The sequence below is a fragment of the Cohnella sp. LGH genome, from assembly GCF_017671885.1.
Taxonomy (GTDB): Bacteria; Bacillota; Bacilli; order Paenibacillales; family Paenibacillaceae; genus Cohnella; species Cohnella phaseoli.
In genome coordinates, this window is record NZ_CP072117.1 from 2,937,888 (window position 1) to 2,963,170 (window position 25,283).

At 55.1% G+C, this 25,283-nt stretch carries 21 protein-coding genes and 1 pseudogene; 15 read left to right on the forward strand and 7 right to left on the reverse strand.

The window, feature by feature from the left end; genetic code table 11:
• Positions 1 to 199: 199 nt before the first annotated feature.
• The 3 genes and pseudogenes from J4772_RS12380 to J4772_RS12390 all read left to right on the forward strand — a co-directional run bounded on the left by J4772_RS12380 (position 200) and on the right by J4772_RS12390 (position 3,945).
• Complete coding sequence (locus J4772_RS12380) at positions 200 to 1,204, forward strand: 2-oxoacid:acceptor oxidoreductase family protein (protein ID WP_116061130.1); 1,005 nt, start codon at positions 200 to 202, stop codon at positions 1,202 to 1,204.
• A 93-nt stretch (positions 1,205 to 1,297) separates the two neighbouring features.
• Positions 1,298 to 3,614: pseudogene (locus tag J4772_RS12385) on the forward strand (thiamine pyrophosphate-dependent enzyme).
• A 19-nt stretch (positions 3,615 to 3,633) separates the two neighbouring features.
• Positions 3,634 to 3,945, forward strand: a complete 312-nt coding sequence (locus J4772_RS12390) for a hypothetical protein (protein WP_116061132.1) — start codon at positions 3,634 to 3,636, stop codon at positions 3,943 to 3,945.
• 75 nt (positions 3,946 to 4,020) lie between these two features.
• On the opposite strand, the gene J4772_RS12395 is transcribed toward J4772_RS12390, so the two are convergent.
• The gene (locus J4772_RS12395; RefSeq protein ID WP_247741077.1) at positions 4,021 to 4,533 is read right to left on the reverse strand and encodes a hypothetical protein; all 513 of its coding nucleotides are present in this window, start codon (positions 4,531 to 4,533) and stop codon (positions 4,021 to 4,023) included.
• 159 nt (positions 4,534 to 4,692) lie between these two features.
• On the opposite strand from J4772_RS12395, the gene J4772_RS12400 reads away from it, so the two are divergent.
• From J4772_RS12400 to J4772_RS12410, 3 genes are all read left to right on the forward strand, one after another.
• Entirely contained in the window at positions 4,693 to 5,217 is a 525-nt protein-coding gene (locus tag J4772_RS12400) for an ADP-heptose synthase (RefSeq protein WP_116061133.1), read from the forward strand.
• A gap of 57 nt (positions 5,218 to 5,274) precedes the next feature.
• Positions 5,275 to 7,239, forward strand: a complete 1,965-nt coding sequence (locus J4772_RS12405; protein WP_209075426.1) for a tetratricopeptide repeat protein — start codon at positions 5,275 to 5,277, stop codon at positions 7,237 to 7,239.
• 237 nt (positions 7,240 to 7,476) lie between these two features.
• Positions 7,477 to 8,469 carry a CobW family GTP-binding protein gene (locus J4772_RS12410; protein ID WP_209075427.1) on the forward strand — a complete coding sequence of 331 codons (993 nt, stop codon included), beginning with the start codon at positions 7,477 to 7,479 and terminating at the stop codon, positions 8,467 to 8,469.
• Positions 8,470 to 8,561: 92 nt separating this feature from the next.
• Here J4772_RS12410 and J4772_RS12415 read toward each other — a convergent pair whose 3' ends face one another.
• Genes J4772_RS12415 through J4772_RS12425 form a run of 3 tightly spaced genes read right to left on the reverse strand, consistent with a single transcriptional unit; the run spans position 8,562 to position 12,355 of the window.
• Positions 8,562 to 9,722: a Ger(x)C family spore germination protein gene (locus tag J4772_RS12415; RefSeq protein ID WP_209075428.1), complete on the reverse strand. Its 1,161-nt coding sequence runs from the start codon at positions 9,720 to 9,722 to the stop codon at positions 8,562 to 8,564.
• 1 nt (position 9,723) lies between these two features.
• Complete coding sequence (locus J4772_RS12420) at positions 9,724 to 11,280, reverse strand: spore germination protein (RefSeq protein ID WP_209075429.1); 1,557 nt, start codon at positions 11,278 to 11,280, stop codon at positions 9,724 to 9,726.
• Positions 11,255 to 12,355: a GerAB/ArcD/ProY family transporter gene (locus J4772_RS12425; RefSeq protein ID WP_209075430.1), complete on the reverse strand. Its 1,101-nt coding sequence runs from the start codon at positions 12,353 to 12,355 to the stop codon at positions 11,255 to 11,257. The genes J4772_RS12420 and J4772_RS12425 overlap by 26 nt, the downstream gene beginning before the upstream one ends.
• 179 nt (positions 12,356 to 12,534) lie before the next feature.
• Between J4772_RS12425 and J4772_RS12430 the strand changes: the two genes are divergently transcribed.
• Both J4772_RS12430 and J4772_RS12435 read left to right on the forward strand, forming a co-directional pair.
• Complete coding sequence (locus J4772_RS12430; RefSeq protein WP_209075431.1) at positions 12,535 to 12,981, forward strand: GNAT family N-acetyltransferase; 447 nt, start codon at positions 12,535 to 12,537, stop codon at positions 12,979 to 12,981.
• A gap of 118 nt (positions 12,982 to 13,099) precedes the next feature.
• Positions 13,100 to 15,067: a copper amine oxidase N-terminal domain-containing protein gene (locus tag J4772_RS12435; protein WP_209075432.1), complete on the forward strand. Its 1,968-nt coding sequence runs from the start codon at positions 13,100 to 13,102 to the stop codon at positions 15,065 to 15,067.
• A gap of 117 nt (positions 15,068 to 15,184) precedes the next feature.
• Here the strand turns inward: J4772_RS12435 and J4772_RS12440 are convergent, their stop codons facing one another.
• Positions 15,185 to 15,541 (reverse strand): hypothetical protein, encoded by a 357-nt coding sequence (locus tag J4772_RS12440; protein WP_209075433.1) that lies wholly within the window; start codon positions 15,539 to 15,541, stop codon positions 15,185 to 15,187.
• Between the two features lie 167 nt (positions 15,542 to 15,708).
• On the opposite strand from J4772_RS12440, the gene J4772_RS12445 reads away from it, so the two are divergent.
• Positions 15,709 to 16,509 carry a hypothetical protein gene (locus J4772_RS12445; RefSeq protein WP_209075434.1) on the forward strand — a complete coding sequence of 267 codons (801 nt, stop codon included), beginning with the start codon at positions 15,709 to 15,711 and terminating at the stop codon, positions 16,507 to 16,509.
• Between the two features lie 12 nt (positions 16,510 to 16,521).
• On the opposite strand, the gene J4772_RS12450 is transcribed toward J4772_RS12445, so the two are convergent.
• Both J4772_RS12450 and J4772_RS12455 read right to left on the reverse strand, forming a co-directional pair.
• Positions 16,522 to 18,036: a sensor histidine kinase gene (locus J4772_RS12450; RefSeq protein ID WP_209075435.1), complete on the reverse strand. Its 1,515-nt coding sequence runs from the start codon at positions 18,034 to 18,036 to the stop codon at positions 16,522 to 16,524.
• Positions 18,033 to 18,728 carry a response regulator transcription factor gene (locus tag J4772_RS12455; RefSeq protein WP_209075436.1) on the reverse strand — a complete coding sequence of 232 codons (696 nt, stop codon included), beginning with the start codon at positions 18,726 to 18,728 and terminating at the stop codon, positions 18,033 to 18,035. Before J4772_RS12455 ends, J4772_RS12450 begins: the two co-directional genes overlap by 4 nt.
• A 223-nt stretch (positions 18,729 to 18,951) precedes the next feature.
• Between J4772_RS12455 and J4772_RS37405 the strand changes: the two genes are divergently transcribed.
• The 6 genes from J4772_RS37405 (at position 18,952) to J4772_RS12485 (ending at position 25,133) form a co-directional block, all read left to right on the forward strand.
• Complete coding sequence (locus J4772_RS37405) at positions 18,952 to 20,505, forward strand: efflux RND transporter periplasmic adaptor subunit (protein WP_209075437.1); 1,554 nt, start codon at positions 18,952 to 18,954, stop codon at positions 20,503 to 20,505.
• Entirely contained in the window at positions 20,505 to 21,218 is a 714-nt protein-coding gene (locus J4772_RS12465; RefSeq protein ID WP_209075438.1) for an ABC transporter ATP-binding protein, read from the forward strand. The genes J4772_RS37405 and J4772_RS12465 overlap by 1 nt, the downstream gene beginning before the upstream one ends.
• Positions 21,215 to 22,390, forward strand: a complete 1,176-nt coding sequence (locus J4772_RS12470) for an ABC transporter permease (protein WP_209075439.1) — start codon at positions 21,215 to 21,217, stop codon at positions 22,388 to 22,390. Before J4772_RS12465 ends, J4772_RS12470 begins: the two co-directional genes overlap by 4 nt.
• Positions 22,391 to 22,425: 35 nt before the next feature.
• Positions 22,426 to 22,995 (forward strand): RNA polymerase sigma factor, encoded by a 570-nt coding sequence (locus J4772_RS12475; protein WP_209075440.1) that lies wholly within the window; start codon positions 22,426 to 22,428, stop codon positions 22,993 to 22,995.
• Positions 22,996 to 23,064: 69 nt separating this feature from the next.
• Entirely contained in the window at positions 23,065 to 23,763 is a 699-nt protein-coding gene (locus tag J4772_RS12480; RefSeq protein ID WP_209075441.1) for a response regulator transcription factor, read from the forward strand.
• Positions 23,760 to 25,133, forward strand: a complete 1,374-nt coding sequence (locus J4772_RS12485; RefSeq protein ID WP_209075442.1) for a sensor histidine kinase — start codon at positions 23,760 to 23,762, stop codon at positions 25,131 to 25,133. The genes J4772_RS12480 and J4772_RS12485 overlap by 4 nt, the downstream gene beginning before the upstream one ends.
• Positions 25,134 to 25,283 lie beyond the last annotated feature (150 nt).

Below are 25,283 nucleotides of genomic sequence, written 5' to 3' on the forward strand. Positions count from 1 at the left end.
GCTGTAACATCGCGAACATATAATAAGCAAGGGAGGGGAAGGGACGCGGCACAAATTTCAGATAAAGTTTGGCTATATTTGGCGCATTTCCACACGAGAGGAAGGAATTCATCTTTTAAAGGCGAAATAATTAATGTTTGTATATTGTAAATTTTCTGAATGTTCCTTCACCACAAGCGAAAGGGGATTGCAGAAAAACATGGTGACGCTGCCTAAGGTTAACGAGCTCGGTTTTTTTGAAATTCGACTGGAATCGATCGGCGGGCTGGGCGCCAATCTGGCCGGCAAAATGCTCGCGGAAGCCGGGGTGATGGGCGTCGGACTCAACGGCGTCAGCTTCAGCTCCTACGGCTCGGAGAAGAAGGGTTCGGCGGTTAAGGCCCACATCCGGTTCTGCGACATCAACACTCGCATCCGGGACACGTCTCCTGTAGAGCGGCCGCATGTGATCGGAGTGTTCCACGAGAACCTCTCGAAGACGATTAACGTCATTTCGGGAATGCAAGAAGACAGCATCGTACTCGTCAATTCCAAGAAGACCCCGGAGCAGCTCAAGAGCCAGCTTAAGCTCAAGGCCGGCATTATCGCGGTCGTGGACGCCACCGGCATCGCGATGGAGGAGAACAACCGCGTCAACATGGCCATGCTCGGCGGGCTGTTCCGGTTGTGCGAATTTCTTGATGCCGAGTTCATGAAAGGCGTTATCCGCAAGTCGCTTGAGAAAAAGTATCCCGCCGCCGTTCAGCCGGCTTTGAACACCTTTCAGCGCGGCTACGACGAAATGAGCTTTCAGACGTTCGGTCTGGAGGAGGGAGACGAAATGCCGACCTTCGTCCGCATGGACACGCCGGTGCTCGGCTACGAGACGCAGCCGATTGGCGGCCTGATCACGAACCCGGGCAACAGCATCTTGAAGGATTTGAGCATTTCCCGCGCAGGCAAAATGCCGCATTTCGCCGATGACAAATGCATTCATTGCGCGGCGTGCGACAACGTCTGCCCCGATTTCTGCTTCGTCTGGGAGGAACAGTCCGACAAGAAGGGACGCCCGCAAATGTTTCTGCAGGGCATCGACTACCAGTATTGCAAAGGCTGCTTGAAATGCGTTCAAGCCTGTCCGACGGATGCGCTTTCTTCCGAACTGGAGGAAGACGGATACGCGGACGGTCACCGCGTTGCGCACAAGTTCCATTTGGCTATATAAGAGTTTGGCTATATAAGAGGTTTGAACTTTCAGAGATAAAGCCTCTATGTTCTTCATTCAACGAGAACCCGATAGGAAAGGTGGAGTCTGGAAATGTCGATCGATATTCGCCAAGAAGCGGTGAAGCAAGGAACCGTAGAGCAAAGGATCGTCTATGAATCAGGCAACGAGATGGCCGCATACGCCGCACACCAGATCAACTATCACATCATGGGTTATTTTCCGATCTCTCCTTCAACGGAAGTCGCGCAATTTCTCGATTTGATGAAAGCAAACGGCCAACACGACATCGTGCTTATTCCCGCAGACGGAGAGCACGGCTCTGCAGGGGTATGCTACGGGGCTTCGGCAGCGGGCGGAAGGGTGTTCAACGCCACTTCGGCGAATGGCTACCTCTATATGCTCGAACAAATGCCTGTGCAGTCGGGAACGCGGTTTCCGATGGTGCTCAATCTCGTATGCCGTTCGGTAAGCAGAAGAGGGGCCGCTCGACATTCACGGGGATCATTCGGATTTGTACTTCGCGCTTAATACGGGCTGGCCGATCGTGCTATGCCGCGATCCGCAAGCCGTGTACGATATGAATATTATCGCGCTTAAGCTCGCAGAGGACCCGGAGGTTCGCCTGCCGGTCATCGTCGCTTCGGACGGCTATTTCACCAGTCATCAGAAGCGCAGAGTAATGACGTTCACTCACCGCGAGGACGTGCAGAAGTTCGTCGGCGAGCATCCGCCGGAAGGGTTCCAGCATGTGCTGGATCGCGACAATCCGATTACGGTAGGCCCTTATATGAACGAGCCCGATTACATCAACAACTGTTACCAACAAAGCATGGCGATGTATCGCGCCGAAGAAGTGTTTGAGCGCATTCAGCAGGAATATGCGGAGCTGACCGGACGGGAATACCCGATTTTGGAGCTGTACCGGATGGAGGACGCCGATGTCGCCGTCTTCCTGCTCAATTCGTCGGCCGAGATTATCAAGGATGTCGTCGACCAGCTTCGCGGGCGCGGCATCAAGGCGGGGGCGATCTCTCCGAACATTATTCGGCCGTTCCCGGCGAAGAGAATCGCGGAGGCGCTGAAGCACGTCAAAGCCGTCACCGTCGGCGATCGTGCCGATTCTTACGGGGGCCACGGCGGCAACATGGTAATGGAGGTGCGCGCCGCGCTTCAGCAGTACGGCAATTCGTCCACACTTGTCATCAGCCGCATCTACGGCCTTGGGGGCAAAGATTTCTACGCCGAGGACGGTCTGGCTTTGTTCCAGTTCGCGATCGACGCGATGAACAAGGGCTATGTGGAGAAGCCGTTCGACTATCATGGCGCAACGCCCGGCGATCCTACGAAAGCGCCTAAGCGCGTGTTGGAGCCGATGAAATACGAGGATTTGAAAACCGGGCTGATTACCGTAACTCCGAACGAGGAGACGGGCAAAGTCAACGTGCGGATTCCGCCGCTGCGTTCGCTGACGAAGAAGCCGAAACGGATTGCTCCGGGACACGGAGCTTGTCCGGGGTGCGGCATTTTCTCGGGGCTCGAGCTGTTCTTCAAAGGAATCGAAGGCGATATCGTCGCCCTGTTCCATACCGGCTGCGCGATGGTCGTCACGACGGGCTATCCGTATTCGGCGCATAAGGCGACATACATTCACAATCTGTTCCAGAACGGCGCGGCTACGCTGTCCGGCGTCGTCGAGATGTTCCATGAGCGCAAGCGCCGCGGAGAGCTGGATCAGTACGGGCTGAAGGACGATTTTACCTTTGTGATGATTACGGGCGACGGCGGAATGGACATCGGCATGGGGCCGGCGATCGGCGCCGCGCTTCGCAACCATAAGATGATCATTCTCGAATACGACAACGAAGGCTACATGAACACAGGAGCGCAGCTCTCGTATTCGACGCCGATGGGACACCGGACGTCGACGTCCAACGTCGGCAAGTTCCAAGGCGGTAAAGTGTTCCACCATAAGGATACCGCGCAGATTATGGCCGCTACGAATATTCCTTACGTCTTCACCGGCAGCGAGGCGAGTCCCCAGGACCTCGTGCGCAAAGGGGCCAAGGCGCAGTGGTATGCGCAAAACGTCGGCCTTGTGTACGGCAAAATCCTGATTACGTGTCCGCTTAACTGGTTGTCCGACGACAAGGACGGCTCCGATATTATCGATCATGCGGTGAACAGCTGCTTTTTTCCGCTTTACGAGGTGGAGCGCGGCGTTACGACGATTACCTATAACCCCGAGGAGAAGGGAAAAAGGGTGCCCGTCGCCGACTGGCTCAAAATGATGGGCAAGACAAGACATCTGAACAAACCGGAGTATGCGGAGACGCTGCGAGAATTCGAAGCGGAGATCGAGCGCCGTTGGAACGTGCTGAAGGCGAAGCACGACAATCCTTACCTTTGATGGGGCGGAGGCTGAGAAGATGCCTTACGCATATCGCCACGCGGCCACGGGAACGCTGTTGGCCGCCTGGCAAACGAACGGGTATAAGCTTACTTATTATGGAATCGTAACTTGGGAGAACGTGCCGTCTGCAGCAGCTGCAGCGGAAGCGTTGGCCCAAGCCGGAATCTCTCCGGAGGATACGACAGCAGGCAGACTTGAGGAATGGGAGACGCTGGAGCTGACGGAGCATGAGGCGAAGCTTGCCAATGTCAAGCTTCGCAACGACCCGGCCAGAATCGTCTTCTACCGAGACGGTGCGCTCGGAGCCAGTACGGCGCCGAACGTTTAACGGCATTAAACAAGCGTCCTTCGAATCTGGAAGGACGCTTGTTATTTTTGCGATAGTGCACGGGTGGTTGTCTGCCTACGCTTCCGGAAGCAGGGAAGCCGATTTACTGCCGTTGACCGACAGAAGGTCCGACACTTTCTGGAGGCGAAGCACTTCGTTAGGCTTAAGCTCCCGCTGAAAGTAGCCGTATAGATAAGCCGCTTCAAGAAAGCTCAGGCCCGGGTAGCAGACGACCTGCTGATGCGAATATGGATTGTCAAGCAGAATTTGCCATTCGCCGTCGCGACCGGTAAGCGGGATGGCGGCAAGCACATCGTTTTTGATGACGAAAATGAGCTCGAGTTCGTCCCAGACGGCATTCCAGGAAGGACTAAACCGCTGCGGCTCGGGAAAAAGCTCGCGGGCTCGGGACAGCTTGCGGTCAATCGTGGCGATCCTGTCGTCTCCGTACGTTTTCAGTTCTGTGCGAAAATCCTCGATAAACCGGTAAAAGGAAAAATATCCTTCCTGCGCGATCCGTTCACTGTACGTTTGCTCTAATTCCTCCGATTCGGTCCGCATATAGTGGAGGAAGGCAGACTCCGACATTCCCGACAGCCCCTTAACGGCAATAATTTGGAAAACTTCAAGAATTATTATAACGCAGCCGCGCCGCCATTCAAAGAACGACGACAGCCGTTTAGGCTTGTGATATAATGTAAAACAATGCGCAAGGCGCGGTTAGAGTTGTGGGAGGGAAATACAAAGATGAGTCGGCGTTTTGTCATCGAGGCCGTCATGATCGCCATATACGGTCAATTGCTCTTGCCGAAGCGTCCTGTCGAGTACAGGATACCGTACACTTCGGTTATGGAGCTCTATGATATGAAAGACAGCCCGGAGCCGGTCATGCCGGAAGCGGACGACGATGCTTACGTGAAGACGAAGATCGGCGAGATGATTGCGTACTTCGAGGATTCGTTTAATAAAAAGAAAATCGAGCGCGCGTTGATGGCGCCATGGCGGGAAAGTCCGCCGCTGCCGATCAACGACAACGTCTCGCTCATTATCGTGAATGCGGCGGAGAACATGCAGTACGGCGAAGTGTTCGATCCGATCGAGACGGAAATTATTTTAATGGCGAATAAGCTGCAGTGCCCGATTCTGACCGATCAGATCGAGTTTCAAGACAAGGTCGTGCACAATTCCGTTCCCGTACAGCTGTTCGATATCGACGATTTCGAATATGCGGTTGAGGAAGTCGCAGAGACTGCGGAAGAGCACAAAGAATAAGAGAGCTGCCGAGTCGCTCGGCAGCTTTTGCGTCAAGCCGGAGGGAGGACGAAGCCGATGCTGTACAGAATCGCCCGCTGGATGGCCAAGAGATTAAGTAAACAGCGGAAGCTGCGGCAATCGATCCGCTGGCACGAGCGCTGGGGAATCGAAAGAATGACCTTGCAGGAGCGTGTCGATTATGCAATGCTGCTGCACGACTACGGAAAGACGGAGCAAGCGGTCGAGTTTCTGACATCTCTTCTGAAGGAGAGAGGATACTCGAAGGCTTATGAAAGACGAGCCCATATTTTCAATGAAATGGGGCGGGAAGAGGAAGCGATCGCCGACCTGGACGCTGCCATCAAGTTGGACCCCGAGCCTTCTATCGTATGGTACACCAGGGCGATTTCGCATAACAATCGCGGGGATTTCGAGCTTGCGGCGCGCGATTTTCAGGAAGCGCTGCTCAGGAGAGAGGATTCCAAAGCTTCCACCTATTACGAATTAGGCAACGTCTATATGAAGATGGGGAGCTACGAGGAGGCGGAGGCTGCTTTCGCAAGCGCTTGTTCGGATGCGGGCAACGCGATTCCTCATTACTATTTCCGGCATGCTCAAGCATTCGAGATGCTTGACAGGATGGACGAGGCGGCTCAAACGTTGGCCGAAGCGACCAAGCTGCAGAAGCAATGGCGCGATGAAGAGCAACAAGGGGCCGCCAATTACAGAGCGAGAACGAACTATTCACCTACAGCGATCGATACTTTGATTCGGACTGCTGAAGAAGAATACGGCTTCCTTCTCTACGAATCGAAGCTGAGGGAAGCGGCCGGCGATATAGAGAGCGCTCTCGCTTCGATTCGCGAAGCGACCGAACAGTATTCGCCAGGCCCTGATTTGCAGCTTCGCCGAGGACAATTGCTGCGCCTGCTCGATCGTCCGCAAGAGGCGCAGGAAGCGCTGGAACGGCTTGTAGCCGACTATCCGACGTGGCTGCCGGGCCATATGGAACTGAGCGCTCTGCTGCGGTCGCAGGATCGCCCGGACGAGGCGGTACGAGTACTGCTTGAAACGAAACGGCGATACCCCGAGCATCCTGTCGTCCGATACTGGTTGGCGGACGCTTACCGGGAATCCGGTCAAGGGGACGAAGCGCTTCAAGAGAACGAGGAGCTAACGGAGCTTGAGCCGGACGACCCGCTAAATTGGAAGCAGCGCGCCGAAATCCTGATCGATGCCGCCAAGTATCGCGATGCCGATGCTGCCTATACGCAGTCTTTGCAGTTGGAGCAATCCGCGGAATGTTATATGCGCCGAAGCTATTCTCGCTATATGGAAGAGCGTTACGAGGAAGCGATGCTCGACATCCAGGCCGCGGCTGAACTGGACAGCAATCTTCTGAAGGAAAGCAAGACGGCGTACGCGATGGCGGAGCTGTACATGGGGATGGGCAATCACGAGCTCGCGGATTCCGAATATTCTCGGGCGCTGGCGCTTGAACCGGACAATCCGCAGATTTACGATCGGCGCGCGCGCTGCCGTTTTGCGGCGGAACGCTGGGAAGCGGCGCTGGAGGACTGCGATCGGGGGCTGCAATTGACAGGGGCGAACCCCAGGCTAACCTGGCTTCGCGGGCTTATCCAATATCGTATGGAGGATCTGGACGGAGCTTTGCACGAGATGACGGCTTACACGGACCTCGTACCGGACGATGCGCAAGGCTTTTACAATTTGGGACATATCTATAATCATTTGAATCGGCCTGACGATGCAATCGCGGCCTTCTCCAAGACGATCGAGCTGAGCCCGTTCGACGCTCAGGCGTATCTCGAACGAGCTTCGATCTGGTATCATCATTACTTTGATCGGACTCGCGCGGTCGACGATCTGGCGCAATGGCTGCTGTACGCGGAAACCCGAGCCCGAGACGGGGACCGTTTTGAACTGTTGAGCGAGGTAAAGGGCTTCGACGACGAGATGAGGGAGCGGGCCAAGGACCAGTTTCTTCGGGTTTACGGGAGCTCGCAGTATTTATCTTAAGTCGTGTTCAACAAGTCCGGTTTTCAGCACCGGCTGAGTTCAAGATTCGATGTCGAATTCGCATCCTGCCCTGCTTCGTGATCAAAACTGGACTTGTTGAACTACCGCTCAAATGAAGGTTCAATAAGTCCGGTTTTCAGCACCGGCTGAGTTCAAGATTCGATGTCGAATTCGCATCCTGCCCTGCTTCGTGATCAAAATTGGACTTGATGAACTACCTCTAAAAGGGGCTTAACTATGGATCAGCTTATTCCTGTATATGTATTAACCGGCTTTCTCGGCAGCGGCAAAACGACGCTGCTGAATCGTATTCTAGAGGATGGCCGAGTCACGAAAAAGAAAGTGGCGGTGCTGCTTAACGAGGTCGGCGACGCCAACGTAGAGGGCCAATTGCTGGGCAAGGACGTGCCGATGGCGGAAATGCTGGGCGGCTGCATCTGCTGCTCGATCCGCGCGGATCTCGGCATGGAGCTGACGAAGCTTGCTCGCGAGCATCGTCCTGACGTCATTTGGATCGAGACGACCGGTATCGCACGTCCGCTTGAAGTGATGGATGCGGTCACCGAGGCTTCCATGTATGAGAAGTTGGAGCTGCGCGGCGTTGTTGCGGTGGCGGACGCCCGTCATCTGCTTGACCGGGTACGCATAGGCGCAGGCAAAACCTATAAGCTTATGAGAGAGCAGATTGAGGCGGCCGGTTTTGTCGTGCTGAACAAAACCGATCTGGTAGCCCCCGCGGAGCTTGCCGAGCTGGAGGGCTTCATCGCCGACTGGAATCCGCACGCCTGGGCGATCTCTACGGTAAGAACGGAACTCAATCTGGACGCAATTTACCGCATGGATCACAACGTCTCGGCGCCAGCGGAACGACAAGAAGCCATATGTCCTCCAGGGTGTACGCATGATCACGAGCATCAGCACTCTCACGAGCATGCGCATGATCCCACTCATGACCATGTCAAAGCATTAACCTATTATTTACCCGGACCGGTCGACAGCCGCATTTTCGAGGAATGGGTCGCCGGGCTGCCGGAGGGCGTCTACCGAGGCAAAGGCATCGTGACTTTTCGGGATACGTCCAGTCGCTTCCTGTTTCAATACGCCTACCGGGAGAGCGATTATATGCGGATTACTCCGCAGGGAACCGTCCATGACGTCGTCGTATTGATCGGAGAAGGGTTTCCGCGCGAAAGTTTGTTGAAGCAGCTGGAGCGATTATGTCTGGATTGATGACTAAAAAGAAACAGTGGTATGCTACGGACTATGAAAATAAAGTCTGCGGCTGCCACTGTATTTTTATCTATACAATCATCTGCAGCTCCTCAATAAGGCGTCATTCTTCTTTTCATTTTATACATGCCGCTGGTCGCGATCTTGACCGTCGCTTTCACTTCCCCCAAGCGCGTAGGCGCAAGAGGGGAGCGTCCTCCCGACGTCAGCCGTTTCCAGGTCGAATAGTCGCGGCGATAGAGCCTATGCTCCAGGTCGAGGACGTCGGCGTTCGCCTCCCAGCCGATGCGATGGGTCGTTCTGATCTGTTCCTCGATTTGTTTCCCCGCAATCGTCTCCAGCTCTTTCTCGGACTTTATTTTCCACAATTCCTGCAAGGAAGCGACCGCTTCGAAATCCACATGGAATACGGGCTCGCCGTTCTGCATGGCGATTCGCACCTTCGTGCGCGGCTTGCTCAAACGAAGGGTGGCGATACGCTCGTCCCCTTCGCTCAGCTTTACCCGAGCGCCTTGTTTTCTGTCGACCAACCACCGAACGCCGAGCAGCTTCTCGGCGGGCAGCCATTCCTGGTAATGCGTATTGCGCAGCGCAAAGGCTCCGTTAATTTCCAGCTTTGGATCGTGTTCTCGATTTTGCGTCCACGTATGGTTGGTCACGGACAAGGAGGGAAGCAGAGTCGTCTCCCCGGGCTCGCGAACTTGTCGTAAGAAACGGGCTAACCTTATCGGCGCAATGATCGGACGTTGACTGTAATTGGTCTCGGGGGCGTACAGAATGGAATTCATCGGCGACAGGTTAAAGAAAGGCTTGGTCGTAAAAAGCTCTTCGATTTTTTTATCCGTGCCGTAGATCCAGGGCGTATACCGTATTTCAGGATAGCGGATCAAGGAATCGATCAGTCCTAGCAAATCCCCGTTCTTCAAAACTCTGTTCGTTAGCACGATTGAATTCAGATGTCCCCAGAAAACCGTCTGCTGAGTCGTCTGATACAGCTCGATGATGGCTTCCGACAGCGTCTCGCCGCTAGCTCGTCCCACCCACACGAGGGCCGGTCTATCTCCCTTTCCCGCTTCGGTCTTGGCGACGCTGGAGAAATCAAGCTGCTGAACGTATACCTGGTACCGCTTATTCTCGTAATCGATGCCGATGCCGGTAAAATAATTGACGTCCTGCAGAGATTTCACGTCCCAGCACCCTGTCAGCAAGCAGCAGATGCCGATAACCGATGCGCAGAGCAGCCAGTTTCTCATCCTACGTCTTCTCTCCTTGGCGGGTGGAATCATGCGTTCTGTATATGCTCGGCCTTTTCTTATACCATTGCTTGGGAAAAGCCGCAATGGCGAATAGCGACTCCTTGAAGCGAAGCGGGGACAGCGGGGAAAGGTACGGAATGCCGAACGAAGTGAGCGACGACAAATATACGACGATCAGGAACACGGACAGGAAGAAACCCAACATGCCGAAAATACAGCTTAAAATGAGAACGAACAGCCGGATGAACGTTACCGATCCGCTAAGCGATTGATTGACTAGCGTGAAAGTCGCAACGGCCGTCAGCGCCGCTATGACCAGAGTCGTCGGACCGGTCAGTCCGGCGTTAATCGCCGCGTCTCCCACGATCAGGCCGCCGACGACCGCGACGGTCTGGCCGACCGCTTTCGGCAATCGCATGCCCGCTTCGCGGAACAGCTCGAACAAGCCGATCATCAGGAACAGGTCGACCGGTCCCGACAACGGCAGCCCGAGACGCGCTACAACGATCGTGGCCAGCAGCGGGAACGGGATTTGATCGAGATTGTAGGCGGAGATTGCGACCCAGAATCCGGGAAGGAAAATCGCCACGATCAATCCGACGATGCGCAGCAGCCGTTCCAGCGCGACGTAATAGAAGGGCAGGTGCATATCTTCCGGCGATTTAAGCATCGTCATTATATTCGACGGGGCCATCAGCACCATCGGAGATCCGTCGACGACGATCGCGAAGCGCCCTCGCAGCAACCCGGCGGCAATATAATCCGGGCGTCCCATGTATTCGATAAGCGGAAACAGGGAATTGGAGGAATCGGATAGCGCTTCTTCGAGCAGTTGGCTCGTCAGGACGCCGTCTACATCGATGTTGCGCAGTCGGCCGCGGACTTCTTCCAGAAGGTCCCGATTCGTAATGTCCGTCATATAGAGCAAGGCGACGGAAGTGACGCTGCGAGCGCCCATTTGGAAGTATTCAACGCCAAGGCTGGGCGTCTTCAACCGTTTGCGCACGAGGGCGACGTTCGTTTCGACCGCTTCCGTAAACCCGTCCCGAGGACCTTTAATCGAAATTTCCGTATTGGACTCGCTCGTCTCCCGTTGCGGGGTAGAGGCCATCTGGACAACGTGCAATTGTTTCGTTTCTTCAAAGAAGAGTACGAGGTTGCCGGAGAACACTTGCTGGATCATGTTGTCCACCGCGCCTTGCCCTTCAAGCCGGTAAAAATTATGAGATTGGAAAGGAAGAGAGCCATCGGAAGAATCCTCTTCGGAAGGTGCCCGTGTCAGCAGTCTTCTAAGCTGCGAGTACAGAAAATCGTTCAACTGCCGCCCGTCGATCATTCCGTCGCAATAAACGAGCAGAGGATTCAGAGAGACCGGAGCTCCATCTTCCTTGTAATACAAGTGAATGTTGACGTCGCCGGAAGCGCAGAACAGCTCGCGCAGCTTCTCTCGGTCGAGCTCACAGAGAGAGGGTCGGGCCGGGCCGGATTTGCCGCTTTGCGCATCCTGGATACGATTGGGGTTCGGTGCTTCACGTAACGGTTGCTTGAGTTTCATGGGCTTTCCCTCGTTTCGGGAGAATCATGAGCAGCAGGACAAACGGGAAGGCGTAGAAGAACGTCATGACGATCGGGAAGTATTGGCCGATAAAATGAAGGAAATGCGCATCGCTTATCCGCCCATCCGTGATGATGACGACAAGCACGCAGCCGACAAGCGCCATTAAGGGAAGTTTGAGCTTGCGCTCGGATAGCTGCAGCAGATCGAACATGAGATAGAAGGCAAGGGCGACGCGAATCAGCGATCCGGACAACCATTGGTAGATTGACAGGAAATCCAGATGGGAGATGAACTTGCCCAACATTAGCATTCTCCACTGCTCGAAGGCCGGATAGCGCTGATCCGCGGCCTCGAAGGGACCGAAGATCGTAATTGCCGCGAGGAGCGGGCCGAAGACGAGCCCGGTTACGGCGAGGGTCAGAATGAGAAGCGCGCGCAGCCGGAACTTTTTACTGAGATGCTGCTGCAAGGCGAGCAGCAAAATAAATTCGACCAGTCCGCCAAGCGTATACTGCGTCCCGCGCAAGATCGACGATGCGCTATTGGAGAATACCGGAAGCAAATAGCTGTAATCTTTGAATTGGAAATTGACGCTCATGACGAACACGCCGAAAGCAACGACGCCCGGCAGCAAGATGCCGGCCGCGATAGCGACCGTTCGCAATCCGGCTGCCGCCGCGACCATGCCGGAGGCGACGAACAGAATGACGGTAATCGGATACGGCGTTTTCGGCAAGTAGGTCACTTTGGTCCAAGCTGTCGTATCCCTTACGGTGATGAAAAGAATCGTCGCGCACAACAGGATCAGGGGCAGGATAACGAGCCATGCGACAAAGGGGTTGTAATGCTGCTTAAACCATTGATACAGCGATTGCTGCTTGGTCATGTTCATAACCCGATAGACGACGATCGTCCAGAGAATGACCGCGGGAACGGCGAGCAGCGCGCTGATCCAGGAATCTCGGTAGGCGGATTGCAGAATAAGCGGGACGATAATGACGTGATTCGTAATTCCGATAGCCAGATTAAACAAAAAGATGGCCTGAATGATACTGATTTTGACTTGGCGCATGTACGGACGTGTCCCTCCTTTGCGTCCGTATAGTATGAACGAAGAAGCGAGGCCGTATGCAAATAATGGAATCGCCGATCCATTGATCATTCCCGCTGGCTCGAGTATGCTGTAGGAATGCGGGTTGTCCTGCCGGCTAACGCCGGCCCGAAGAAATAGCTTAGCGAGGAGGGAAGTGAATGGAATGGATACGCGCGGAGACGATGGAGCAGCTGCGAGAAGCGTTTGCGATCCGAATGGAAGTGTTCGTCAAGGAGCAGGGTGTCCCCGCTGACATCGAGCTGGACGAGTATGACGAATCCCCGTTATCTTGTCGTCATTACATCGTTCGTTCGGATCAGGACGGGGTCGTTGCCGCAGGCAGATATCGATCCTACGAGCCAGGGGTTGCCAAAATGCAGCGGATCGCGGTTTTGAAGCGCAGCCGGGGAACGGGAGTAGGTTCGTATCTGTTGTCGGCAATGGAAGACGAAGCGAGGAGCGAAGGCTATCAGGCCTCTATTCTCGACGCGCAGTGCTCGGCAGAACCTTTTTACCGCAAACTGGGCTACGAGACCGTCTCGATCGAACCCTTCCTGGATGCGGGTATTCCGCATGTTCGCATGCGCAAAAGTCTAAATAAGTAAGTTGGAGTTAATAGGAAGTTTATTTTCGTAAAATCTAGCAACCTTTATCCGTTTTTGGCGTTATAACATATGATCCAAACGGGAGTGGTTCACTAACTAGAATCAGAAGGAGCAGAGTATGAAGAAAAGTTTTACGTTTTTGTTGCTTTCCGCACTCATGATGTTATCGTTCCAAATTCCTCAATCCGCTCATGCAGAAGGAAGCGCCGGCGGTTTGGAGACGCTTATTCTCGTTCGAGACTCCAACGAAATGTGGCATAACGGAGTCAAGGTCAATGCCCCGCAGCCTATGACGGAGGTCAAAGGCGTGACATACGTTGCGGCAAAAGCATTCATGCACGAAATTTACGGCAAGGTGGCTTACGACTCCAAGAGCAAGAAGTACACGCTGACCAGCGGCAAAAACGTTCTTCAACTCGTTGCGGATAAGTCGACCTACACGATCAACGGCGCAACGAAGAGCATGACCGGGGCGCCCTACGTATTGAAAGGGACGCTGATGCTCCCCGTTCGGGTCGCGGCCCAGAGCTTCGGTCTTACAATGAGAAATTTGCCGGCAACGAAACAGATCGAGCTGACATGGTCCAATGCTCCGATCGCCAAGTTTTCCGTGTCGGAGTTGAACCCTTACGCGGAGCAGACTCCGGTTCGCTATACGGACGAGTCTTATCATCCCAGCGGGCTAGCGATTATCGAAGAGCGTTGGGAGAACAACAACGACATTTTTGAGCAACCGGGAACTTACGTCGTTACTCACTGGGTTAAGGACGAACTGGGCAATTGGAGCGAGCCTTATTCGGTGACGATAACGGTTAAACCGGCCAACCAGCCTCCGGTAGCCAGCTTTACGATCGAGAAAGACACGTACAGAATGGGCGAATTTATTACTTATACCGATCTGAGTACGGATGACGAGGATCGGATCGTCAGCCGCGTCTGGACGAACGCGCAGCGCGGATTTTTCGAACCGGGACCGCAGACCGTGACGCTGAGAGTAACCGATGCGCTCGGCGAGGTGGGCGAAGTGTCCAAGACGATCACGATTACCGACGAGACGCTGTACACCAAAGAAGAGTTTGATCTGCTTTACACGGAGCCAGGCGAGAAGTTCGAGATGAGCGGAAGCTCCGTGCTCCAATGGCCGACGCTGAGTTACAACATCAACGATCGTCAGCAGACGTTGATCCGCGCGAACAGCCCGGAGACGATCCGCGAAGAAGGCATTTATTACGAAGATATGGTGTCGGGCGATGTCCGCTTCCTGCTTCACAATCAGAACGGACGCTCCAAACCGGTCAAAATCTATATTGTTCTGACGAACAACAATCTTGATCCGGCTACGGTTCGCATGGGGGCCAAAGGCATGGCCGGCCCTAATCCGATCGTATCGACGGTAGGCAAAGCGGTCACGGGGCGGTTCCTGGAATCTCTGCTCTCGCCGCAATACTCTTACGTGCAAATTCCTGCGGGAGAAAGCCGTATGATCTTCCAAGAATACAGCGATAAAGCCGTTAAACCGGGCGATGTGTACTCGATGTTCGCGGATGTGTGGATGAGCGCTGCTTTGGACTTCAAAGTTGTCGTTGTGGATGCGGAACGCGATGTGATAAGCGCGCTGCCGGGTCTGAGCATTCTGGAAAGCGACAGAGTACACGTGCGCGGAACGTTCGATAACGCCAACCGCATTATGTATGTGAATCAAATGGTCGGCGACGTGAAAAGCCGCATGGTGCTGGCCGACAACGCCGTCGATACGAGAATATCCGGCATCGACAAGACGACGGGCATGCCCGTTTTGAACGCAGGCAACTACGGCGTGCTGTACACGATTCAGTTGAACAACGTACAGCCGCATACGGCGATTGTGCTTAGCCCGCGCGGCGGCCACTATGCCGGTGCCTTTACGGTAAACGGGAAAGTTGTCTATACGACATCGACGAGCATTCTGCGCAATACGAACGAGCTTGGCATGCTTTACAAAACCGGGGATTCGGCGGAATCGGTGACGATTACTTTTACGCCGGCCAACGGCAGCATGCTGCCTATCAATCTCTTATTTATGCCGCTTCCGACGCCTAAAGTTTAATCTTCAAGAAGCTGTTCCGACAGCAACGAAGTCTTGCTCAAGAGACTTTGCTGCTGCGGGGCGGCTTTTTTCTATGGCTGACTTTCGAGCGCTTTTTTTGCGAACATAGCCTTTCAGTTAGTCGAAGTTGTTCACGTAACGGTCTACGAGACCGTAAGGGGCAGGCAAACGTACGAATTTGGATGCGTAACGGTCTGCGAGACCGTAAGAGGCAGGCAAACGTACGAATTCGGATGCGTAACGGTCTGCGAGACCGTAAGGGGCAGGCAAACGTACGAATTTGGATGCGTAACGGTCTGCGAGATTGTAAGGGGCAGGCAAACGTACGAATTTGGATGCGTAACGGTCTACGAGACCGTAAGGGGCAGGCAAACGTACGAATTTGGATGCGTAACGGTCTGCGAGACCGTAAGAGGCAGGCAAACGTACGAATTCGGATGCGTAACGGTCTGCGAGACCGTAAGGGGCAGGCAAACGCGCGAATTCGGTTGCCTAGCGGGCCGCTAGAAGATCAGGAAAATCGTCAGCAATAAAAGTTGACATTGATAATCATTATCATTCATACTAGGGGAGAAGAGATAAACAAACGATCAAATTCGGACTTTTAGAGCCACCTTCATATAAAGGAGTTGTCATTTTCGATGCAACTATCGACCAATCCGGGAGAACTGATCTTTCATTTCTCTTCGGTGAAGAAGCTGTCGGACAATGAATTGGTTGCCGCCCCATTGGGAAAAGGCATTGTCTATAAAAAGGAAACGGCCAAGGACTGGGTGGAGATCAGCGAAGGGCTGACGGATCAGACGCATATCAATCGTCTGCAAGCGCACGGCGATCAGTTGTACGCTTGTTCCAACAAAGGCTTATTCAACTGTTCGGAGGGGAAATGGCAGTCTGCGGGATTGTCCCTTGGCTGCTACCAGTACAAGCAGTTCGGGGAAATCGGACTGGCGGCGACGGTATGCGGACTCTGGTATATGGAGGACGAGGAGTGGCGTATGATGATGCGTTCGGATGTGACCGTGTACGATTTTCTGTATTTGCCTCAGTATGTCGTACTCGGAACGAATGAAGGCATGTCGATTCTGGACCGGATGACGACGAGTTGGATGAACTACAAGCTGGATACGGCCGTGACGAGTCTGTCCGTGCACCGCGGAACGCTTATCGGCGCAACGGAACACGGGGAATTGCTGACCGGCAACCGGCGTGGAGGGTTTGATCGGTACCGGATGCCGGGAATTTTTATTTTCTCGATCGTATCGCGCGGACAGGAAATATTCGCTTGCACCGATCGCGGCCTGTATCGGGTAAGTTCGATCGGCGGACGTATTTCATTAATGGCATTAAAAATCGGTTGTCAGGTGACGGACGTAGACGTAGACGAACGGTGCTACTATATGGCGACGTTGTTCGAAGGCATTCAGTGTATGGAACGCTAACCGTGCTTCGCGCTAGTCGACGTCAGAAGCTGTCGTAACAGCCTTGCCGTTGTCCTCGTCGCTTGAATAAGGGAAAAAAACGATAAACGCGCTGCCTTCTCCGTCTCGGCTCTCAGCCCGGATTGTACCGCCGTGAAGCTCGGCGAGCGAGCGGCTGATCGCTAGCCCGAGTCCCGCTCCTCCATGCGTTCTGGCGCGGGAGCTATCGATCCGATAGAAGCGCTCGAACAGATGAGGCAGATGCTCCGGCGCTATACCCGTTCCGTTGTCCACAACTGCCAGCTCCGCGCCGTCTTGGCGCGGCCTCACAGCCACTGTAATCATTCCGCCGATCGGTGAAGTATGCTGAATCGCGTTCTGGAACAGGTTCAGGGCAATTTGTTTGACCTTATCGGCGTCCAGTTGAAGCTGGTTCGTCGGCTGCAGGTCGAATAAAACTCGCCGTTCTCCGGCCAACAGCTTGAACTGAGGCTCCATCTCGCGCAGAATGGGGCCTAATTCTGCTGCCTCCAACTGCGCATCCGGCATGCGATCCGCCTTGGCGAGCTGCAGCAGGTCGCGCACAAGCTTGTTGATTCGTTCGGATTCGCCGTACATGCCGCGCAGCGCCTTGTCCAGCTGATTCGGGTCCGATGCGGCTCCCCGCAGCAGAACTTCAAGAAAGCCGTGTATCGAAGTAAGCGGAGTTCGCAGCTCGTGGGATGCGTCGGAGACGAAGCGGCGCATGCGCTCCCGGCTTTCCTGCTCCGCGCGGAACGAGCTTTCCAGCCTCGCCAGCATCCGATTGAAAGAATGGGACAGCCGATCGATTTCCATCGGACCGACGGGCTCCGGCAGACGTTCATTCAGCTTGCCCGAATCGATTCGTTCTACCGTCTCGACCATACGAGACAGCGGCGTCAGAGTACGCCGGATGACAGGCAGAAACAGCAGCAGGGCACCGAGCAGCGCAGCAAAAGCAAGCGCCGAATAGAGCAGCACTTGACGGCGAAGCTCTGCCTTTAGCGGAGCCGTTCCGGTGGCGACCTGGACGACACCGCCGCTGCCCTGGAACGAGCGGACGGCTTGCAGTACGACAAGCTGCTCCCCGCCGGCGCCGTTCACGATGCGAAACAGCGGCTTGCCTCGGCGCGGCCTCTCCGCAGCCCTGCGATAGTCGTTGTCGGACAGGCGGGGCACGGAGTTCACAGATTCGCTTCCGTTAGTCGAAAGCACGGTAAAAACGCCTTGCTTGTTCACGTAAGCGACGGACGCGGAGGGGAAGAAGACGAACGGCTCCGCGGGAATGCGACGTCCCGACTCCGTCAGCCGCCCCCAGACCTCGCCAGGGACCGATTGCACCTGTCTCTGTATAGCTGCAGCCCGGTTTTGATAAATAAATCGCTCCATGAACAAGTACTGGGATAGCCCGATAATGACTAGCAACCCGGCAAGAATGAGCAGGATGCGAGAGATCAATTGGTAGCGAAGAGAGCGGGGGAACAAAATCGGCCTCACGCCTTGCAGCCAAGAAGCTAATCGGCTCATACGAGATCTACCCTGTAACCCGCGCCCCGGATCGTTCGGATCACCTTATGATCGCGATCTTGCAGCTTGTCCCGAAGCGAGCGTATGTAAACTTCTACAATGTTGTCCTCCCCGCCGAAATCGTACCCCCATACCCGATCAAGAATCGCGCTTTTGCTTAGTACATGGCCGTGATGGAAGACAAGATGCTTCAGCAGCTCGAATTCGGTCGGCGACAGGTCCAACTCGCGTTCGCGGAAGCGAAACTCCTTGCGCGCCGCATCGACGGAGAACGGCCCGATCGTGACCTCCTCCAGCAGATGCGGGAACTGGTTTCGCACCCTTGCTTGAATGCGGGCCAGAAGCTCGGCGAAGCTGAACGGCTTGGGCATGTAATCGTCCGCGCCGAGCGACAGTCCCTTCACCCGATCCTCGATTTCCTCCCGCGCCGTGAGCATGATTACGGCAACGGGCCGCTCCTTTTTCAGCGCGCTGCATACCTCAAAGCCGTCCATCCCCGGCATCATCACATCAAGAATGACGATGTGGGGCGAGAAGCTCTCTGCGAGGGAGAGCGCTTCCTGTCCGTCCTGCGCCGCAGCCACTTTATAGCCTTCGTTAACAAGCCCCAGCTCGAGAAACTGCAATATATTCGGCTCGTCGTCGACGAGCAAGACTTTAATTCTTTGCGCTTGTTTAGCTGCAACCGTCATCTTATATCCTCCCGGAGACATTATCGTCCTCTCTCCATTATGAGCGATAGAGCTTAACTTGCGCTGAGAGAAAGCTGAAAGAATGCTGAAAGCGCAAATGCTTTTTTTGAACCTCCCCTACACAAGGATGTTCAGCAAACATTCAGCGCGCGCTCATCTAGAGCTAAGGTTTTCCGCTCATAATTGGCGGCAAGATCAGAAGAAGCGAAGGTGAACCAGTCGGATGAAAAAGAAAATGCTAGGGTGGACGGTCGCAGTCGTCGTGATTGCGGCGGGAGCATGGGCGGGCTACCGATATTTTGACAGTCAGAAGGAGCCCGTCCTCGCGGCGGCTTTGTCGACGACCCAGGTCCGCAAAGGGACGATCGAGGTTAAAGTAAGCGGAACGGGGAATATTCAGCCTTCGGCGCGGGAGACGGTTACGGCCGGCGCCAGCGGCACGGTGAAAAAGGTGCATGCGAAGAAGGGCGATACGGTCAAGAAAGGCGATGTGCTTGTTACATACGAGGAAGAAGAAGTGGATAATGCAAACCAGATCAGAAGCAAGGAGATTGATTTGAAGAAGAAAAAGCTGGAGCTGCAGGACCTGCAAACGAAGTTCAAATCCGCCCCGGATGATGAAAGCCGAGAGTCGATCGCGCTCAGCATCCAGAAGCAGGAGCTGGATATCGAAAGCGTGCAAGCGGAGATTGCTTCGTTAAAGGAGGAAAAGGCTGACAACGCCGATCCGGTAGTGGCGCCGATCGACGGAATGCTGACGTCGTTTAACGTCAAAGAGGGCGACGTTCTTAACCCGAACTCGACGGTCGCGGAAATCGTCAATTACGCGCAGCTTCAAATGGTCGTCGGCATTGACGAGCTGGACATTCCGAAGGTGAAGCTGGAGCAGGAGACGTCTATTCTTGTCGAGGCGCTGCCCGAGCAGGAATTCACGGGCAAAGTCGTCTCCATAGCCGACGAAGGAGCGTCCAGCAACGGAGTCGCTTCCTTCGACGTTACGATCTCCTTATCGGCGGCGGACAATCTGAAGGTCGGAATGTCGGCCGAGGCCAGCATTTTGACGGCACAGAAGACGGATGCGCTCTACGTGCCGGTTGAAGCGGTTCAATCCTCGCAGGGCAAATATTTCGTGTTGGTTCCGGCGAGTGCTCAGCAAGGAGCGGGCGGCGCGGGAACGCCTTCGGCTGCAGTTCCTTCAGGCGAGACGTCGGCGACGGAAACTCTTTCGGCTCAAACGAACGGAGCTCAGGGCGGACAAGACCAGCAGGGACAACGCAGGATGGGACAAGGACAAGCCGGCACGGGCGACGCCGGGCAGACTCGGCAAGGCGGGGTGGCCACCGGAGAAGGCGCTGACGGGCAGACCAGGCAAGGCGGCTTTACCCCAGGCGAAGGCGGGGCCGACCGATTCGCCAATCTGTCCGAGGAGGAACGGGCGGCGATGCGCGAGCGCTTCATGTCCGAGCGCGGCCAGGGAGGAATGGGCGCCGCAGCGGGGACGGGCGCGGTCTCGACGACTAGGGTGGAAGTCGAGGTCGGCGTTAACAACGAGGACAACATCGAGATTGTGTCCGGCCTGAAGGAAGGGGATATCGTCGTGCTGCCGACGACTTCAAGCTCCGGTTCGTCCAATATCAATATGCAGGGCGGTTTTCCGGGCTTAGGAGTAGGAGGCGGAGCTTTCCCGGGAGCGGGCGGAGGCGGCGGTATGTCGGGAACCGGAAGCGGAGGCAATCGTCAATTCGGCGGCGGAGCAGGGGCGGGCGGTGGCCGTTGATGACAACCAAGCAAAGTGCGCCACCCGCAGATTTAATCCGAATTCATCATCTGAACAAAGTATATCGCATGGGCGGAGAAACGCTGAATGCGCTGGACAATGTCAGCTTGACGGTAAAGGAAGGCGATTTTGTGGCGATCGTCGGACCGTCGGGCTCGGGCAAGTCGACGCTGATGAACGTGATCGGCTGCCTCGATACGGCTTCCTCCGGGGAGTACTGGCTGGACGGAGAAGAGATCAGCCGACTGCGCGAAAATAAGCTCGCGGAAATCCGCAACCGCAAAATCGGTTTTATATTCCAAGGCTTCAACCTGCTGACCAAACTGACCGCGATCGAGAACGTGGAGCTGCCGCTCGTCTATCGCGGAGTTCCCGCGAAGCAGCGCCGTCAACAGGCTATCGAGGCGCTGGGCAAGGTCGGCTTGGCCGAGCGCATTCATCATCGACCGGTCGAGTTGTCCGGAGGCCAGCAGCAGCGGGTGGCAATCGCCCGCGCATTGGCAGGCAATCCGCCGATTCTGCTTGCGGACGAACCGACGGGGGCGCTGGACACGAAGACGGGGATCGAAGTGATGGGATTCATTCGAGAGTTGAACTCGCTCGGGCATACGATTGTCCTCATTACGCACGATCCCGACATCTCGCGGCAGGCGAAAAGAATCGTCCGCATTCAGGACGGCAGGCTGCACGAAGAGGAGGCGAGAGCGGAATGAGCGTCATGCAGGCTTTCAAAATGGCCATTAAGAGCATTTTGTCCAACAAGCTCCGATCGCTGCTCACGATGCTGGGCATCATTATCGGCGTGACCGCGGTTATCTCTCTCGTCGCTCTAGGGCAGGGCGCGACAAAATCCGTTACCGAGCAGGTGAAGAGCCTGGGAACGAATCTGCTAACGGTGAACATTCTCGGCCGGGGATCGGCGAACGCGCTGGACGTCGGGGAAGCGGTTGCCCTCGGCGACGAGGTGGAGGGAATTCAATATATCGCGCCGGCGAACACGCAGAACGCGACGGTCAAATTCGGCTCTTCAAGCGAAAACGTAAGCGTCGTCGGAACGAACGCGGATTATGCCAACGTCAGAGAATACGAAGTGGCTTCGGGGCGTTTCGTCGCCCAGATCGATCTGGACGTCTATCAGAAGGTCGCCGTGCTCGGGCACACGACGGCGACCGATCTGTTCGGCTTTGCCGATCCGATCGGGGAATACGTGCTCATTCAAGGCACGCGCTACAAAGTGGTCGGCGTGCTCGCCGAGAAGGGCAGCTCAATGACCGGCTCCAACGACGAGGTCGTCATCGTTCCGGAAACTTCGTTCGAGCGGCTGTTCAAAACGAAGGGCGTACGAACGATCTATGTGCAGGTCGAGACGACCGAGCAGATGGATGCGGTCGTGGCGGGGCTGGAGAAGTCGCTTAGCTCCCGTTTTCGCGGCAACACGGACAGCTATCGCGTATTCAACCAGAGCGACGCGTTATCTGCGCTGACGTCCGTTTCCGACACGCTGACGCTTGCTTTGGCCGGCATCGCAGGCATTTCGCTGCTCGTCGGCGGAATCGGCATCATGAATATCATGCTTGTGTCGGTTACTGAGCGGACGAGGGAAATCGGCATTCGCAAGGCGATCGGAGCCAAGAAACGAGATATTCTCATTCAATTTCTGATCGAATCGATGGTGCTAAGCGGCTTGGGCGGATTGCTCGGCATCGGCATCGGCGTCGGAGCGGCGCGAGGCGCTTCGTCCGCCTTTAATATGGATATCGCGTTTTCGGCGAATGTAATCGCGATCGCCTTCGCGTTCTCTGTCGGCATCGGCGTCGTCTTCGGCATGTTCCCCGCGAACAAGGCGGCCAAGCTGAAGCCGATCGACGCGCTCCGATTCGAATAACGCTTGTCCTACGCGGAGGAAAGGAGGGAACGGGCATGGGCGCGTACTCCGAATATGAAATCAAGGTGCTGCCGCATCTTCGCGAGCTGCAAAATTACTGCATGTATTTGGCGAAGTCGAAGTGGGATGCCGAGGATTTGTTGCAAGAGACGCTGCTGAAAGCTTTCGTGTTCTTCCTTCATACGGAGCCTTACGTGGACGTTAAACCGTTCTTGATCCGCGTGGCGAGAAATCTGTGGATCGACGCCTGCCGCAAGCGGCAGCGCGGTAGACGCTTCGCGGCGTTTGATCAGACGAGCGGCGTCTTTGAAGACAGCGACTACGTCGAGGTGAGAGGAACGCTCGAATGGCTGGCTGAGCGCCTTCCTCGGCGCAATATTGAAATTTGGCTGCTGTTTTATTATTTCGGTTACTCGATGCAGGACATTGCCCTGGAGACGGATATATCCGTCTCCGCGGTCAAATCGCTGCTTCATCGCACGCGCGAAACGCTGCGCGTTCGCAGCGAGCGGATCGAGCGGCGAACTTTCGTTCGCACTGATATCGAGCGTTGGTCGCGAGCCGTGATGCAGGAGCGGCCGCAGGCGATTTTGTCGAAGCGCTGACGGTTGGGAACCGATTGTCGAATCTCCCGTATTAGAAAGAGGAAACTCGGATACGGGAGGCTTGTATTTATGGCGGTTAACATCCTGATTGTCGACGACGATCCGGATATCGTAGAATTGATGCGTTTTTACTTGCAGCGCGAAGGGTATTCGGTTGTTGCCGCAGCCGACGGGGTTCAGGCGCTGGAGCTGGCGGAGGAGAAGAAGGCGGACTTGGCAATCATCGATATTATGATGCCGAAGATGGACGGCTGGGCGCTCTGCGAGCAGCTGAAGACCGAATATCCGGACATGCCCGTCATCATGGTGACGGCCAAAGGAGAGACGGGCCACAAGCTGAAAGGATTTCATCTCGGCGCGGACGATTATTTGGTCAAGCCGTTCGAGCCGCTTGAGCTGGCGGCCCGCGTCAAATCGCTGCTGCGGCGCTATCGCATCCAATCGCAGATGAAGGTTCAGATCGGCAACGTAATGCTGGACAAGCATCGCTATGCCGCCATTGTCGGAGGAGAAGACGAGCTTGACTCCCCGCCGATTGCGCTGCCGCTAAGAGAATTTGATCTGCTGTTCAAGCTTGCGAGCCATCCTGGACAGATTTTTACGAGAAACGATCTGATCGAGCAGGTATGGGGGGCGGATTTCGAAGGCGACGACCGCACAGTGGACGTACATATCAAGAGGATCAGAGATCGGTTCGTGGAGCTGGATTGTCGCTTTGTCATCGAGACGAAGCGGGGGCTCGGCTATAAGCTAGAGGTTGCGGAATGATCAAGTCGCTATATGTCAGAGTCGTCCTTTCCTACATGGCGGCGGTTATCATCGGGTTGATCAGCACTTATTTTCTAACGCTGCTGCTGATATCGTCGGTCGGGGACCGATATGCGGAGAGGTTACAAAGCCAGTTGCTGAACGATAGCAAGAAGATTCAGGAGCTATACTTGTCGAACGGGATGGAAAAGGCTGCGGAGGAGATCGGTAATGGGACGTTGGACGACAAATACGATATTTTAATCTACGATTCCTCCCTTCGTCTGCTGGAAGACGGATCCGGGAATACGCCTCAGGAGCTGTACAGCATATCCAATCAGACGATCCGTTCGGTGCTGAGCGGGAAAATGCATCTCGGCGCGGATATTTCCGCGGATCAGATGTTTGTGGGACTGCCCTATGAATATGGCGGAAAAAGCTACGCGTTGTTCGTTCAGGTATCAGAGCGAACGGCGATGAATCTCATTTCTAAGCTGCTTATATTTGCCTTCGCAATCAATCTGCTCGTCGGGGGGCTAATCATTCTCGTAGCCGCACGGTATATCGTAAAACCGCTTCTCGGGATGAAAGCCGCGGCGGAGCGAATGGCCAAAGGAGAATTCAACATTCAGTTGAAGTGGTCCAAACGCAAGGACGAGCTGGGAAGGCTGGCGCAGAGCATCAACGGAATGGCCAGCCAGGTCGGGCAATTGGAGACGATGCGGCAAAATTTTGTGTCGAACGTCTCGCACGAAATCCAATCTCCGCTGACGTCGATTTCCGGCTTCTCCAAGGCGCTTCAGCAGAGCGGGTTGTCCGAGGAGGAAAGGATCCGCTACTTAAGCATTATCCAGAATGAAAGCGAACGTCTGTCCCGCCTGAGCGACAATTTACTGAAGCTGGCCTCGCTGGACAGTCAGCATCATCCGTTCGAGCCGCAGCTTTACGATTTGGACGAGCAGCTTCGCAAAGCCGTCGTCGCAAGCGAGCCGCAATGGGCGGACAAAGCGATCGAGTGGCAGCTTCAGCTTCCGAAGACGAAAATTACGGCTGACGAGGATCAGATGAACCAGGTGTGGGTCAACCTGCTCGGCAATGCGATCAAGTTTACGCCGGAAGGCGGGCGCATCGGCATCCGCATCGTTCACCACTCCGAACAGATTGACGTTGTCATTTCGGATACCGGGATCGGAATTCCGATCGCGGAGCGGAGCAAGGTGTTCGAAAGATTTTACAAGGTGGACGAGTCTCACAATAAAATGAAAACCGGCAACGGCCTCGGGCTGGCCATCGTCCACAAAATCGTTACCAGGCACAAGGGCTCCGTAACGATCGGAGGCAATCCCGACGGCGGAACGACCGTAACCGTGACGTTGCCACATCAGAATTAACCGAGCTGTACTATAGCCAATTGGCGCGGGAATCTTATTCCTTCGCCGTTGGCTTTTTTTGTCGCGTCATAATTTATTCATATTCGTGTATTAAACTGAGGCAAGGATGCAGGAAAGCTTTGCCTGAAACCGCTAGAATGTCGAATTTGA